This window comes from Guptibacillus hwajinpoensis, assembly GCF_020171785.1.
Classification (GTDB): domain Bacteria; phylum Bacillota; class Bacilli; order Bacillales; family Guptibacillaceae; genus Guptibacillus; species Guptibacillus sedimenti.
The window spans coordinates 1-14,723 of the sequence record NZ_JAIVAE010000010.1; the positions used below are offsets into that span (position 1 = coordinate 1).

17 protein-coding genes and 1 rRNA gene are annotated in these 14,723 nt (G+C 39.7%); 4 read left to right on the top strand and 14 right to left on the bottom strand.

Going from position 1 to position 14,723, the window contains the following annotated elements; all coding sequences use genetic code 11:
* Both LCL91_RS14930 and LCL91_RS14935 read right to left on the bottom strand, forming a co-directional pair.
* Positions 1 to 113: ribosomal RNA gene (locus LCL91_RS14930) — 16S ribosomal RNA — on the bottom strand; the annotation flags it as partial.
* Positions 114 to 380: 267 nt separating this feature from the next.
* Positions 381 to 1,250: a nucleotidyltransferase-like protein gene (locus LCL91_RS14935; RefSeq protein ID WP_224883516.1), complete on the bottom strand. Its 870-nt coding sequence runs from the start codon at positions 1,248 to 1,250 to the stop codon at positions 381 to 383.
* 268 nt (positions 1,251 to 1,518) lie between these two features.
* Between LCL91_RS14935 and LCL91_RS14940 the strand changes: the two genes are divergently transcribed.
* Complete coding sequence (locus LCL91_RS14940; protein WP_098446339.1) at positions 1,519 to 1,884, top strand: YgzB family protein; 366 nt, start codon at positions 1,519 to 1,521, stop codon at positions 1,882 to 1,884.
* 39 nt (positions 1,885 to 1,923) lie between these two features.
* On the opposite strand, the gene perR is transcribed toward LCL91_RS14940, so the two are convergent.
* From perR to LCL91_RS14975, 7 genes are all read right to left on the bottom strand, one after another.
* Entirely contained in the window at positions 1,924 to 2,358 is a 435-nt protein-coding gene (gene perR, locus LCL91_RS14945; protein ID WP_098446337.1) for a peroxide-responsive transcriptional repressor PerR, read from the bottom strand.
* A gap of 113 nt (positions 2,359 to 2,471) precedes the next feature.
* Entirely contained in the window at positions 2,472 to 3,020 is a 549-nt protein-coding gene (locus LCL91_RS14950) for a cob(I)yrinic acid a,c-diamide adenosyltransferase (protein ID WP_224883517.1), read from the bottom strand.
* A gap of 2 nt (positions 3,021 to 3,022) precedes the next feature.
* Positions 3,023 to 3,973, bottom strand: coding sequence for a D-2-hydroxyacid dehydrogenase (locus LCL91_RS14955; RefSeq protein WP_224883518.1), 951 nt, complete (start codon positions 3,971 to 3,973; stop codon positions 3,023 to 3,025).
* A gap of 188 nt (positions 3,974 to 4,161) precedes the next feature.
* The gene (gene bcp, locus LCL91_RS14960) at positions 4,162 to 4,632 is read right to left on the bottom strand and encodes a thioredoxin-dependent thiol peroxidase (RefSeq protein WP_224883520.1); all 471 of its coding nucleotides are present in this window, start codon (positions 4,630 to 4,632) and stop codon (positions 4,162 to 4,164) included.
* 53 nt (positions 4,633 to 4,685) lie between these two features.
* Positions 4,686 to 5,117 carry an ion channel gene (locus LCL91_RS14965; RefSeq protein ID WP_224883522.1) on the bottom strand — a complete coding sequence of 144 codons (432 nt, stop codon included), beginning with the start codon at positions 5,115 to 5,117 and terminating at the stop codon, positions 4,686 to 4,688.
* Between the two features lie 52 nt (positions 5,118 to 5,169).
* Positions 5,170 to 5,808 (bottom strand): class F sortase, encoded by a 639-nt coding sequence (locus LCL91_RS14970; RefSeq protein ID WP_224883524.1) that lies wholly within the window; start codon positions 5,806 to 5,808, stop codon positions 5,170 to 5,172.
* 23 nt (positions 5,809 to 5,831) lie between these two features.
* The gene (locus LCL91_RS14975) at positions 5,832 to 6,638 is read right to left on the bottom strand and encodes a DUF4397 domain-containing protein (protein ID WP_224883525.1); all 807 of its coding nucleotides are present in this window, start codon (positions 6,636 to 6,638) and stop codon (positions 5,832 to 5,834) included.
* A 169-nt stretch (positions 6,639 to 6,807) separates the two neighbouring features.
* Here LCL91_RS14975 and LCL91_RS14980 point away from each other — a divergent pair, with 169 nt between their 5' ends.
* Positions 6,808 to 7,353 carry an RNA polymerase sigma factor gene (locus LCL91_RS14980; RefSeq protein WP_224883526.1) on the top strand — a complete coding sequence of 182 codons (546 nt, stop codon included), beginning with the start codon at positions 6,808 to 6,810 and terminating at the stop codon, positions 7,351 to 7,353.
* Positions 7,354 to 7,393: 40 nt separating this feature from the next.
* On the opposite strand, the gene LCL91_RS14985 is transcribed toward LCL91_RS14980, so the two are convergent.
* Genes LCL91_RS14985 through LCL91_RS14995 form a run of 3 tightly spaced genes read right to left on the bottom strand, consistent with a single transcriptional unit; the run spans position 7,394 to position 9,980 of the window.
* Positions 7,394 to 8,179 carry an ABC transporter permease gene (locus tag LCL91_RS14985; RefSeq protein ID WP_224883527.1) on the bottom strand — a complete coding sequence of 262 codons (786 nt, stop codon included), beginning with the start codon at positions 8,177 to 8,179 and terminating at the stop codon, positions 7,394 to 7,396.
* 3 nt (positions 8,180 to 8,182) lie between these two features.
* On the bottom strand, positions 8,183 to 8,974 hold the full coding sequence (locus tag LCL91_RS14990) for an ABC transporter permease (RefSeq protein ID WP_224883528.1): 792 nt from the start codon (positions 8,972 to 8,974) through the stop codon (positions 8,183 to 8,185).
* Positions 8,967 to 9,980 (bottom strand): ABC transporter ATP-binding protein, encoded by a 1,014-nt coding sequence (locus LCL91_RS14995; RefSeq protein WP_224883529.1) that lies wholly within the window; start codon positions 9,978 to 9,980, stop codon positions 8,967 to 8,969. The genes LCL91_RS14990 and LCL91_RS14995 overlap by 8 nt, the downstream gene beginning before the upstream one ends.
* Before the next feature lie 152 nt (positions 9,981 to 10,132).
* Here LCL91_RS14995 and LCL91_RS15000 point away from each other — a divergent pair, with 152 nt between their 5' ends.
* Together LCL91_RS15000 and LCL91_RS15005 are read left to right on the top strand one after the other, a co-directional pair.
* Positions 10,133 to 11,422: a glutamate-1-semialdehyde 2,1-aminomutase gene (locus LCL91_RS15000; RefSeq protein WP_224883530.1), complete on the top strand. Its 1,290-nt coding sequence runs from the start codon at positions 10,133 to 10,135 to the stop codon at positions 11,420 to 11,422.
* 185 nt (positions 11,423 to 11,607) lie between these two features.
* Entirely contained in the window at positions 11,608 to 12,690 is a 1,083-nt protein-coding gene (locus LCL91_RS15005) for an FUSC family protein (RefSeq protein WP_160920692.1), read from the top strand.
* Positions 12,691 to 12,717: 27 nt separating this feature from the next.
* Here LCL91_RS15005 and nikC read toward each other — a convergent pair whose 3' ends face one another.
* The gene (gene nikC, locus LCL91_RS15010; RefSeq protein ID WP_224883531.1) at positions 12,718 to 13,617 is read right to left on the bottom strand and encodes a nickel transporter permease; all 900 of its coding nucleotides are present in this window, start codon (positions 13,615 to 13,617) and stop codon (positions 12,718 to 12,720) included.
* Positions 13,618 to 13,631: 14 nt separating this feature from the next.
* Entirely contained in the window at positions 13,632 to 14,636 is a 1,005-nt protein-coding gene (locus LCL91_RS15015) for an ABC transporter permease (protein ID WP_159781066.1), read from the bottom strand.
* Positions 14,637 to 14,723 lie beyond the last annotated feature (87 nt).

The following is a 14,723-nucleotide window of genomic DNA, read 5'->3' on the forward strand; positions in this document are numbered from 1 at the left end:
CTCACCCGTCCGCCGCTAAGATCAGGGAGCAAGCTCCCATCTCTTCGCTCGACTTGCATGTATTAGGCACGCCGCCAGCGTTCGTCCTGAGCCAGGATCAAACTCTCCGATAGAAAGCTCAATCTAGCTTTTAAAACAATTTATTTCCGTAGAAACAACTACTTACATGGCGTTTCGTTCAGTTTTCAAAGAGCAATTTGTTTCTTTCAATGTCGTTTTCAGCGACTTTATTAATGTAACACATTAACTCGGTTGGCGTCAACAACTTTTTTTAATTTCTTTGTTGCCGTGTTAATCTCTCGCGGCGACAAGTAATAATATACCACGGAGAAAAAATAGGGTCAACCCTTTTCTTGATATTTTTTCTCCGCATATTACATTTATTCGATTGCGCTGTATTCTCTAATAAAAATACCAGATCCTTTTGTCTCGCTTCTATGCACTTCAATCAAACCTTTTTCAATCATATATTCTAGCAGGGCACCAAGATCTATTCTATATTCTTTAAGCTGCTCTTCTTCCATTAATTCCTGATAGGTCCAGGCATTACTACGTTCATTCATAACCTTTCTAATATGAACAGTCGCATTTTTTGATTTTGATGATAATGAAAAATCATTAGCAAGCAGCAGTAATTCCAGGCGCTTATCAAGCGGGTCTTCCCCCGATAAGAGCTCAGTATAAAGCTTGAAAATTTCAGGTTCAATATGTTTCACCTGATTCCATACCGTAATCTCTGGATGAAATCCATGCTCAATTACAGATAAACGAGCAAGGTGATGCAAAGCATGAAGAATAAAATTATAGGCATCCATGTATTGCCTCGATGCAAACAATTCTTTTCCTTCTGTATAGCGACGAATTAATCTTGCAAACTCCACGCCAATTTTACGAGTGCGCTCTTCATAAGGAAAGTCCCTGATTCTCTCTTTCACCCCAGCTATGTACTCATTACGATCGAAAATAATTTTCCCATTAACAAGCCAAGCTACAAGACGTCGATGGCTACCCGAAATCAACCATTCATTAACTTGCTCTTCCGACACTACGTGCATAGCTGCTTTCTTACCTTCAAAATCATAATGTTTAACGAACCATGGTTTCTCATTATCTTGAACAATGATCAGTAATACTACATCAAAATTATCAGTAAGCGGATGAAAAGGCTTTGTTTTTTCAATGACTAGTACACCGAGCGTTCCTGGGTGGCTCGCTCTCTCTTGATAAATCGGCCTTAAAAGATTTTCCATTATTCGATCCTCCAGAACTACTTATACTTTTGTTTCATTACAAAAATCATTTTTCTCTTTTCAGTATTATCTTAAGTATTCAACAGTCCATATTATAAATCCTGTCGAAAATTAAGCAATCCCTGAATTTGAAGTTTCACTAAGAAAACGACTCGTTCCTTCTATAGAAACATTACGTTACGAAGAAATAACTTTCATCAGTTTGCCTAATAAGGAAAGTGCTTACACCTTTTGCTTATGCTATAATTGGGAGCAGGAGGGACACGCAATGCAATTAAAGTATACTAATAAGATTAATAAAATTCGTACGTTCGCGCTGAGTCTCGTTTTTATTGGAATTGCGATTATGTATATAGGAATATTCTTCAAGACTTCTGTCTTGCTTATGACCATCTTCATGCTCATTGGATTTCTTGCAACAATCGCAAGTGCTGTTGTTTATTTTTGGATCGGTATGCTCTCAACAAGAGCGATACAGGTAGTCTGTCCAAATTGTGAAAAACCAACGAAAGTTCTCGGACGTGTAGATGCCTGTATGCATTGCAAGCAGCCTTTAACGATGGACCCTGACTTGGATGGTAAAGAGTTTGATGAGAAATATAATGTAAAGAGAGCACAAAAAAGAACGCAGTGAAAAAAGAGCCTCCGCTATTTTAGCGGAAGCTCTTTTTAATTAATGTTTGCTTTTTTGGCAATCTGGACACTTTCCGTAAATCTCCATTCTATGATCGCCGACTCGGAAGCCTGTTACCTGTTCCGCAAGCGTTTCTACTTCGTCCAATCCCGGATAATGAAAGTCTACAATCTTACCACAATCATCACAGATAATATGATAATGATCTGTTGTGACACAATCAAACCGGCTGGAAGCATCTCCGTACGTTAATTCTTTCACCAGTCCAATTTCCTTAAATACTCTCAGGTTATTATAAACAGTTGCTACACTCATATTAGGAAATTTTCCTTCAAGAGACTTATATATTTCATCTGCTGTAGGATGTGACATGGACTGGATTAAATGCTCCAGAATGGCATGACGCTGCGGGGTAATACGCACTCCTGAATTTTTCATTGCATCAATTGCTTCATGCAGTTTCTCTTCAGCCATTCGTCATGCACCTCGCTTTCAACAAGCATTCTTACTTTGTAATGTTTATAATTAGTGTACATGGTAAAAGAGGGTTTTGTCAATAACGGCACGTATATGGAGGGTTCTTACTTCTAATCTTGATGAAGCACTGACTCATTTTCTCCCATATGATAGTTAATGAAACGTGCCGCAACGAATAAGAAATCAGAGAGACGATTCAAAAATGAAAGAACAAGTGGATTCGTCTCTTCAACCATAGTCGTCAGACGCTCGGCACGCCTAACAATAGTGCGCGCAACATGTAAGCATGCTCCCGCTGAGTGCCCACCTGGCAAAATAAAGTTACGCAAAGGTTCAAGTTGCTGCTCCCAAGCGTCGATTTGCTTTTCCATTTCATTAATATGCGCTTCTTCAATTGTCCATCCTACTTTTTTTCCTTTTGGAGTTGCAAGCTCAGCGCCAACATGGAAAAGCCATGTTTGTACTTTATGAAAAATAGACTCCCACTCTTCCTTTCCTTCAAAGTGAGTGGCACCAATATAACTTAAGGCAAGTCCAATTTGTGAATTCGCCTCATCACATGTTCCATAAGCTTCAACCCGAATATCGCTTTTTAATACCCGCTGTCCATAAACGAGGGATGTTTCCCCTTTATCGCCTGTCTTCGTATAAATCTTCAAATTTAATACCCCCTATCCGGATCAATGACATTCTTATAATCGTTCAGTCTATTTTGGTATTGCCGTAAGTTATGTTCAAAAATTTCAATTGCTCTAGGTTGATAGTTGTCTGATATAGCTGAATGATGCGGCGTAACGGTTACATTTTCCATTTCCCAAAAAGGATGAGACGGATCAAGTGGTTCGTTTTTAAACACATCTAGCACGGCATGAGCTAGCTGATTTTCATTTAATGCATCAATAAGATCCTGTTCCTTTACAGTATCTCCTCGACCAATATTAATAAATACACCTGAGTCTTTCATTGCTAGAAATTGCTCTTTCTTAAAATAATTCATTGTTTCATTCGTACTAGGTAGCACACTAATAACGAAGTCACATTTTGGAAGCATTGTTAAAAGGTCTTCATTTTTATAAATTTCATCAAAGTGCTCTACTTTATGACCTGATCGATTGACGCCAAGCGTTTTTATTCGGAAGGTTTTAGCTACCCTTGCAATCTCACTTCCGATAGCACCCGTTCCAATAATCCCTATTGTGCTACCAGTGATTTCGCGTATCGGGGTTTTCTTCTTCCAAATCTTCGATGATTCATTTGCGAGAACTACTTTCGTATCTCTAGCAACTTGAAGCATAACGGAAAGGGTATATTCAGCCATAGGTATACGATGGATCCCTCTCGCATTTGTAAGAAGAATGTTTTTCTCTTTAATCGCTTGTAGTGGCATACGTTCTAGTCCTGCTGAAAGGACCATTATCCATTTAAGTTGGGTAGCTTTCTGAATAAGAGTATCGTTCACGTCTTCCCCATATGTAAGAAGAACTTCCGCTTCAGAAAGATACGGTTCGGCTTCTCCCATTGATGAAAAGAACTGAAATGTGAGCTCTGGATAATTTTCTTTTAAGTGATCTTTAATTGTTGTTTTAAGTTTACCAGTTGATAATACCTTCATCTTTTCACCACTTTCATAAGTTTCTTAACTATAAGTATAGCCGAATCAGCGGTGGCATTTAAATATAAGCTCTTTCTTCTAAGTCAAAAAAAAAGAGCGCATGATGCGCCCTCAACTGAAGATATGATCTACTATACTCTATGTACAAAAATCGAAGGAGTATAGCCAAGTGCCCTGTAGACAATCGTTTAAGATAAGTTTTCTTTAATATAGCTTAAAGCGGACTCTACATGATCTTTCACACGGACCTTGCGCCACTCTTTGACAAGGTTTCCTTCTTTATCAATAACAAAAGTAGAGCGAACAATGCCCATGTATTCTTTACCAAAGTTTTTCTTTAACTGCCATACATCATATGACTCTGCAGCAGAATGATCCTCATCCGCAAGTAGAAGAAACGGAAGATCATATTTATCAATAAATTTCTTATGTTTTTCGACAGGATCAGGACTCACTCCCAAGATTACTGTATCTAGTTCTTCAAATCCTTTAATGTGATCCCGAAAATCACATGCCTCCGTCGTACATCCAGGTGTCATATCTTTAGGGTAAAAATAAAGCACGACATTTTTTCCTTTGTAGTCGGAAAGAGACACAGTCTCCCCCGTGCTTGCTTCTAATTTAAAATCAGGAGCTTTTTCGCCAACTTCAATACTCATTGTTACGCCTCCTTTAATCATCTTAAGTTAAGCGTAACGAAATTCATGTTAACTTACAACTTCGAGCTTTCTCGATAATCGACAATTGTAGTGACAAAAAAAGCAGCTGGCATTAAGTAGCCAATTAATGCTTCAATAATCGCAATCCATCTCCCTATTCCAATTGGTGTAAGATCTCCATAGCCAACAGATAGAAGCGTGACGGCACTGAAATAGAGTACAGACTGAACTCTTGTAAGCGGCGTTAATGTCATGTCCGCTAAATCGACTTGTCCTTCTTGAAGAACAGGGATATCAAGTATGATTAGACTTAAATACATACTTCCAAATGCGGTAATCATCGTTAAATAGACAAGAAATAGCAGAAACATCTTATACACAGAGAGAAGACTTCCAGGTACTCTCGTTCTTTTCATGAGAGCGATCATACTTCTCCCCACACTAATAAGGGCAAGAATAATAGCACAAGTAATCAATAAGAGCATTAGTAAACACCTCATAATAGGTTTATGAGGTGTTCGTTGAATTTAGGACGAACTATTCTGAAACAAGTGTCGTGTAGACAACCATCCGCTCCTCGTGGGTTCCTGCATCTCGATCAAATGTCCCTGCACAAGTAATTAAATTGAGGCTTGATTTGGAACTTGTTCCAAATACTTTCTCGAGTGGCGCATTATTTCTAGGATAAGACTCAACAGCATTCACCTCAAAATCATACGCCAACCCTTGCTCATCCGTAACTGTAACGAGATCTCCAGCTTCTAAATCTCCAAGGTGAAAGAACACCGATGGTCCAGTTTTGTTATCAACGTGACCGGCAAGGACGGCATTTCCTCTATCACCAGGTTTTGCTCCAGGCTGATACCATCCAACATTAGATTCATCTTTTGGCACATCCATTTGCCCATCTGGTAATTGGCCCACATGCTCCACTTTTGCGTCTACTTGAATAGCTGGAATGGATAATTGAGCTGGAATGATCCCTTCTAACGCAGGGTCAACGGATTCGTTACTCTTAGATGAAGAAGAGACTGTTAAATCTGGAGCAGAGATCAGATCTGTTTCTTCAATGTTAGGTAAAACTTCTTTCATTTCATCTAATTGGTTAGAAGAAGGGGAACAACCTGCCGCTGCTCCTAACAGTAACATACTTAATAAAAGCTTTTGACACGGCATATGTGCTCCTCCTTCTACCTTGATTAAACTGTTTGCTTCTTACGAAGATAGATTCCAGTTCCTGCAGCTAAAATCGCTCCACCCAGAAGTGCCCAAGCAACTGTGTTGGACTGATCCGCTGTACCACCCATACCTGTTTGCGGCATTTCTGAAGGCATGTTTGTCGCATCAACCATTGGCCAAGCTTCAAGAGTTGGATCACCTTCTACAAAACCAATAGCATATACCGAATAAACATACCCTTCTTTCAACTCAACACCAGGGATTTCAAGAACAACATCTTCAGATCCTGCTGGTCGAACTTCAAGGTCTACTGTCATTGGATCAACTTCTGCATAATCAGACGTCGATTTGAATGCAACATCGGAGAAGAGTACATCCCCATCTTTAACAGCTACATCTACATTAGGTGCATCTGGAGAAGCATGTACCACTCTTACTTTTGCTTTTCCTTCAGAAGCTTCCATATCATCATTCAGTGCCCAAAGCGAAATGCTATCAAGTTTACCGACAGCTGCAGCAGAATACTTCATTCCTTCTTCAAGTGTCACGGACTGACTGATAACTGGATCACCTTCTCCATTCTCTCCAGCTGGGAACACTTCAATTTCATGATCTCCGGCTGGAAGTGCCATGTAATCTGTTGCCTGCTTATATTCAGCACCTTCTACTACTGCTTCACCATCCACATACACATCAACTGCAGGTGCATCTGGAGAAGCATGGATCACACGTACCATCGCTTCGTGATTATCCGCAAACGCTGTTCCACCAATAATCCCAAACACCATAACCATTGCAACCGCAGCTGCCATAAACTTCCTAAGCATCCCAACCACTCCCCTTATTTAATTTTTGTTATACTTTTGTATAACCTTTGTTCACTTGTTAATACGACAAAACCCTGGCATTTGGATCACTTTTTTTACACTTTATTTGTTTTTATTTCGAATTCAAGGGAATAGAGCTACTAGCAAAGCTCGGAGGAGGAACAAACTAATGAGTAAAGGCAATTATGCGATTGCTTACTGGGATAGTGGAAACGAGGAGCAATTTAAAGTCTTTTGTACCGAAAACCATCAGACGCTTTTACACATCGCCCGTCGCATAGTCAATGACCAGCAAATTGCCGAAGAGATCGTTCAGGATGTTTATTTAGAAGTTTGGAATAAGCGAAGTCAATTCAAGCCTGATAAAGGTAAACTCTCCTCGTGGGTTAACCAGATTACACGAAACCGAGCTATTGATCGGATTAAGAAAGAGCAGCGTGATTTTAAAGAAACAGTTGTTGAAGATCACCAGTTGGTCGATAAAGAACTTTATATTCAAGATGACTTTGGAAACAAAGATATAATTGATGGAGCCTTAAATACTTTGAATACAGAACAAAAAGAAATTCTTAAACTCATCTACTTAGAGGGTTATAGTCAAGCAGAAGTAGCTTCCAAAAAGAAGATTCCCCTTGGAACAGTGAAAAGTCGCGTTAGGCTTGGCATGAAAAAATTAAAAGAAACGATTGATTTATCATTATTAGAAACTGTCTAATCATAAACAAAAAGTCCAGAGGGAGATCCCTCTGGACTTTTTAGTTACCTGCGCCCCTATATTTCGTGACGCCAATATTCCACATAAAGATCGCGAATCCAAAAAAGACAGCGCCCATCACTGGGGTAAGAAAAGCATAACCGTACCATTCTTCACGACCCAAGAAATAAGCAGATGGATAAACACCAACAAAAGCAAAAGGTAAGATCCACGTTAACACAAAGCGAATAACTTTATTGTAGATATCAACTGGATATCTACCATAGTTTCCGATATTATACATCATTGGCATAATGCTTGTTCTGCTATCTGACCAAAAACTAATACTGGCCAGCAAAATAAAGATCCCTGCGTAGACAAAAGCTCCGCCTAGAACCATGAAAAGAAACACAATAGGATCATACCAGGATAAGCTTAGATCAAGACGACTTCCTGCATATATCATAACAGCGATACCAGTTAGTACCCCGAACAATGATTCAAGCTCCATCCGTTCTAAAATAATTTGAAACAAACTATGCACAGGTCTTGTTAAGATTCGATCCATCTCCCCTTTAACAATATACCTTTCATTGAAATCCCAAATATTAAAGAAGGCGCCAAAAATGGCAAATGGAACGAGAAAAAAACCATAAATAAAAATAATTTCATCCTTCGACCAGCCGCTCAACATATTTGTATGTCCGAATACTACCAATATAAAAATGAGATTGACTGCTTGAAACAATAAATCTGACATAATTTCCATCAGCATATCAACACGATAGGTTAATCTTGTTTTCATATACTGCGCTACATATAGAAAGAAAATACTCGTATGCTTCATCCATTACCCTCCCTGCACAATCAAGCGTTTTTTTGCAATAACCCATAGCGCTTGAATTGGAAGAATCAAAATAACCGCCCAGACAAGCTGGAAAAGAATCGCCTCCCAAACCGCACTCCCAGTAAAACCTTCTGTAAAGATCATACTTGGAATATAGCTAATGGCTTGGAACGGAAGAAAGTCCATGACATTCTGTGCCCAACCTGGGTAGAAACTAATTGGAAGTAATAACCCCGAGAACAAATCGATGACAACGCGCTTTGCACGAATCAGTCCATCGTTGTTAAAGAAGAAAAAGGTCATAACACCTGTTAGCAAATTAATTTGAGTATTAACAATAAAACTTAGAATAATGGCAACCATAAAGAACATCCACGTCGAGAATGCAGCAGAAAATTCAATCGGGAAAATGAGGCTAACAATAATCATCCCTGGAATAGAGAAGAAGCTTAATCTAAAAATCCCCTCCCCTAGTCCCTGCATCGTTTTCATTAGTAAATAGTGATAAGGCCGAATAAATTCTACTGCCACCTTACCTTCTTTAATCTCCTGAGCGATTTCTCGATCAATGTTGTTAAAGTAAAAAGCTCTTGCCATCCAGGCAACCGCAACATAGGTTGTCATCTGAATCACGGATAATCCTTCAATTTCTCCTTTTCCACCATAAATGGCATTCCACAAAAAGTAGTACGCTCCGATATTAATGCTATAAATTAAAATTCCGCTATAATAGTTCGTTCGATAGGCAAGCATCATTAAAAAACGAACTCGAATCATTTCGAGATATTTACCCATTGAGCATACCTTCTTCATAGATATTTCGAATAATCTCTTCCGTCGAAATTTCATGAATTTTAATATCCGTAATTCGATTTGCCGCCACAACTCGACCAATCACTTCAGAAATCACGTGCTCTTCGTTAATCACATTCGCAATCCATACGTTATCTCGGTCACCTTTTGTCCATTCTGCTTCGAGTTCTTTCAATAAAGGTTGGAGTTGTTCACCACTAACCTGTTCACCAAACTGAAATTCAATCTGCTTTCCTTCTCCCCAGTTAGAACGGAGCTTAGCAAGTTCCCCATCATAAATAATTTGTCCTTCATCAAGCATGACAACCCGATCACATAACGCTTCAATATCTGTAAGGTCATGGGTGGTAAGTAAGATAGTGGTCTTGTACTTCTCATTAATCTCCTTCAAGAAATTACGAATCTTTAATTTTACAAGGACATCAAGACCAATAGTTGGTTCATCCAGAAATAGAAGCTTTGGATTATGGAGAAGAGCCGCTGCTAATTCACAACGCATCCGTTGGCCAAGTGATAATTTTCTTACAGGCTTATCAAGAAGCGGTCCAATATCAAGCGATTCAATAACGTGATTCATATGTTCGTTATACACATCATCCGGTACGTTATAGACTTTCTTAAGCAAACGAAACGATTCCTGTACGGCAATATCCCACCACAATTGAGAACGTTGACCAAACACAACGCCAATGGAACGAACAAACTTTTCACGTTCTTTATGAGGGTCCATTCCATTCACCCGAACAGTCCCAGAAGTTGGTGTTAAAATGCCAGTTAGCATTTTAATGCTTGTTGACTTTCCAGCACCATTTTCTCCGATATACCCTACCATTTCTCCTTCGTTAACAGTAAACGATATATCTTTTACAGCAGAAATCACTTTATAATTACGCGTAAACAGATCTCGAAACGCTCCTTTTAAGCCTGAACGACTTGAATGAGATTTAAAATCCTTACGCAACGACTGCACATCAATAACCTTTTCCATTCGTTATCCTCCTTTTTACACACCAACTTAGTTTACAAGAGCCAATCCTATTAAACAATCATTGCGCTTAAGTACAAGTGGGAATAGTGTTTTGTTCCGCTCTACTCATGCTACAATGGATAGTGATGAACAAGTAAGACTAGGAGGTTAACATGAATTTCACGAAATCAGAACAACACCATAAAGAATCACTTGATATTATGCTAGGTGGTGTGAACAGTCCATCTCGATCCTATAAAGGCGTTGGAGGAGGCACTCCCATCTTCATGGAAACAGCAAAGGGGCCTTATTTCTGGGATGTAGATGGAAATAAGTACATAGACTATCTAGCCGCTTATGGACCAATTATTACTGGACATGCTCATCCTCACATTACAAAAGCGATCACAAAAGCTGCAGAGAATGGCGTGCTATATGGGACACCGACCGTTCTAGAGAATCGCTTTGGCTCAATGCTTCAAGAAGCCATTCCTTCTCTTGAACGAGTTCGGTTTGTAAACTCCGGTACTGAAGCGGTTATGACAACGATTCGTGTTGCAAGGGCCTATACCGGTCGCAACAAAATTGTGAAATTCGCTGGTTGCTATCATGGACACTCAGATCTTGTCTTGGTGGCTGCTGGTTCTGGTCCTGCTACGCTTGGAAGTCCTGATTCAGCAGGCGTTCCGAAAAGCATTGCTAGAGAGGTAATCACGGTACCGTTTAACGACATTGAGGCTTATAAAGAAGCAATGGACAAATGGGGAGATGAAGTAGCGGGTGTTCTCGTGGAGCCGATTGTTGGTAACTTTGGAATCGTTGAGCCTGAAGAAGGTTTTCTTGAACAGGTCAATGAAATCACTCACCAACACGGTGCTCTCGTAATCTACGATGAAGTGATCACGGCGTTCCGGTTTATGTACGGCGGTGCTCAGAACTTACTTGGTGTTGAGCCAGATATGACAGCACTCGGAAAGATTATTGGAGGAGGTCTCCCGATTGGCGCATACGGCGGTAAGCGCGAGATTATGGAACACGTTGCCCCTCTAGGACCAGCTTATCAAGCTGGAACAATGGCAGGAAATCCTGCTTCAATCTCAGCAGGTATTGCGTGTCTTGAAGTCCTCCAAGAAGAAGGGGTATATCACCACTTAGACAAACTTGGAGAACGACTTGAATTAGGCATCCTCCAACACGCAAAGGAAGCCGGGATTCAGATTACAATCAATCGTCTCAAAGGGGCTCTTACCGTCTACTTTAATAACGAGAAAGTAATCAATTACAAACAGGCTGAGGATTCTGATGGAGAGAGATTTGCCCAATTCTTTAAACTCATGCTTCAAGAAGGAATTAATCTTGCCCCTTCTAAATACGAAGCTTGGTTTCTAACAACAGAACATACTGAAGAAGACATTGATGAAACGCTTGAAGCAGTAAAACGCGTCTTCCAACAGATGGCTTAATGGAAATTGATAAAGACAGAATGAAGCAACTTCATTCTGTCTTTTCTACTATCTTTGGTATTATTTGAAATAAGCCTTGCTATCCGAACCATTCCGATGTATAACTAGAACGTCTCATATGTTTAAAAGAGGAAATAGAGGTTACTCTCTATATTAATAGTATGCAATGAAAGGATAATAACAGAATGAAGTTTGGTGCCCGTATTTTTAAAACAGGGCTTGCGATTACCATCGCCTTATATTTAGCAACATGGCTTGGATTAGAGCCACCTACTTTCGCTGGTGTAGCTGCATTGTTTGCGATCCAACCATCCATCTACAGATCGTATCAAACGATTATCGATCAATTTCAATCTAACATTATTGGAGCCCTGCTAGCCGTCGTTCTTGTTCTTCTTTTCGGAAATCAACCCATTGTCATTGGATTAGGCGCTATTATCATTATCGCCATTAACATTAAATTAAATATTGAGAGTACAATTCCACTAGCTGTTGTAACAGTAATATTAATTATGAACGCACCACAAGAGGAATTTATTACTTTTGCCACCAATCGATTTCTCGTCATTATGGTTGGGGTCGTCAGTTCTTTCTTTGTGAATTTGATTTTCCTCCCACCAAAGTATGAAACGAAATTGTTTCATAAAATCGTAAGCAACACTGAATATATCTCACAATGGATTCGACTTGCTACGAGAAATGACGCGGAACACAAAGTTCTTAAAGAAAACTTGATTAAATTAAAAGAAGACACAGTGAAAAGTGATCAGTACTTTCTTCTTTATAAGGAAGAGCGAACCTATTTCAAAAGAAGAGATTTTGTAAAAGCTCGTAAGCTTGTTCTATTCAGACAGATGATCGCTACAACAGAAAAATCACTCGCTATTCTAAAAATGCTTGATCAACTTGATGTCAAGATTTTGATCATGCCCGATGAGGTAAGAAGGATGATTCAGACTCACCTTGATGAGCTGACCAATTATCACGAACGTATCCATTTAAAATATATCGGCAAAGTAAGGCATCAGTCTCCTGAAGAAATGTTAAACACAGTTGGATCTGGTGAATCTACTTTAACCGAACGCTATGTTGATTTATACGAAAGTGGTGAATGTAATCGTGAACTTTGGATGACAATCTTTCCTTTAATCGGTATGATTATTGATTACAACGACCATCTAGAACACCTTGATCTGCTAGTCGATAGCTTCCATTCGTATCACCAAGAAGAAAATGAAGTCGACATACAAGAGCTTCATGCCAAATAAAAAAATCAGCCGAATCGGCTGATTTTTTTATTTCTTCATTTTAGGATCCAACGCATCACGGAGACCGTCACCTAGTAGGTTAAATCCAAGAACTGTTAGCATAATCGCAAGTCCTGGAAAAAACACTGTCCACGGAGCCTGGATAATGTATGAACGCGAGTCTGCTAGCATTTTTCCCCACTCAGGTTGTGGCGCCTGTGCACCGAGACCTAGAAAACTAAGCGCAGCCGCTTCTAGTATAGCAGTCGCGATCGCAAGCGTTCCTTGCACAATAATAGGTGCGAGGGAATTCGGTAATACGTGATGAAAAATGATTCTTGAGTCTCTCATTCCAACAGCCCTTGCCGCCATCACATACTCTTCCTGTTTCACACTTAGCACTCTCGAACGAACAAGCCGTCCAAAGTTTGGAATATTTATAATGGCAATCGCGATCAGCGCATTTCTTAATGATGGTCCTAAAACTGCTACAACTGCAATCGCAAGAAGGATACTTGGAAAGGCAAGCATGATATCAAAGATACGTGAAATAATTGTATCTACTAATTTACCGTAATATCCCGCTACCATACCTAATAAACTCCCTACCGCTGCTGAACCGAGTACGGCAAAGAAACCAACCCATAAAGAAATACGCGCCCCATAAATAATACGTGATAAAATATCGCGACCGAAATCATCAGTTCCAAACCAATGACTCGCTGATGGTGATTGAAGTCGTTCACCTAATTTTTGTTCGTTAATCCCTTCAGGAGCGATGACCCCTGCAAAGATCGCTAGAAGAATGAAAAAAAGTACAATCCCCATGCCGACCATCGCTAGCTTATTTCTCCTGAATCCTTTCCAGGCTTCACGCCATGGCGATAATACTTCTTCATCTGGTTGTTTCTGAACGTTCACTTGTTTCTGCGGAGCAATTTCAGCCATTTTAGAAGCCCCCCTTAGTTGTATTTGATTCGAGGATCAATTGCAGCATAAAGCAGATCGACAATTAAATTAATAAAAACAAAGATAACTGCAACAATGAGAATACCGGATTGAATGACAGGGTAATCCCTGAAATTAATCGCATCGTAAATATAACGGCCGATTCCTGGCCATCCAAAGATTGTCTCAGTCAGAATGGCACCCCCGAGAAGTAACCCCATTTGCAGACCAATAACGGTTAGAACGGGAATAAAAGCATTTTTCAAAGAATGTTTATAAACTACCCAAAACATTTTTGTACCTTTTGCACGTGCTGTACGAACGAAATCAGATCGCATAACCTCAAGCATACTTGAGCGTGTCATTCGTGCAATAATAGCCATTGGAATCGTCCCAAGAGCAATCCCAGGTAGAATCAAATGCTTAATGACTTCAACAAATTGATCCATTCTACCCTGAATTAAGGTATCAATAAGATAAAGATGAGTAATGGCATCTACAGGATTTCTCACATTTTCGCGACCTGTTGATGGAAGCCATCCGAGTTCAAGAGAGAAAGCCCACTGTTCCATCAATCCAAGCCAGAAAACAGGCATGGAAACACCAACTAGCGCTAATACCATAGCCGTGTAATCAAACCATGAGTTTTGGAACCAGGCACTAATGATCCCTGCATTTACACCGATAAAAATCGCAATAACCATCGCAACAAGCGACAGTTCAAGAGTAGCAGCAAGATATGGCCAAATTTCCCCACTAATATCTGAACTTGTCCGAAGAGAAGTACCTAAATCTCCTGTAAATAAGTTTTTAATATAATCGATATACTGTAGATACCACGGCTGATCAAGACCAAGCTGTTTTGTTAAACTTTTTATTGCTTCCTCTGTTGCCTGTTGTCCTAAAATAACCTGTGCTGGATCGCCAGGAATTGCTCGAATCATAAAGAATACAATGAGTGTCATCCCGAACAATACCGGGATGAGCATCAGCAATCGTCTAACTGTATAAGCAAGCATCTACTCACCTCTTCCATCTGTAAAAATCATGTCGTCATAATATGTATGTAATGTTATGAAGAATAAAAGGGGAGTGCATCACTCCCC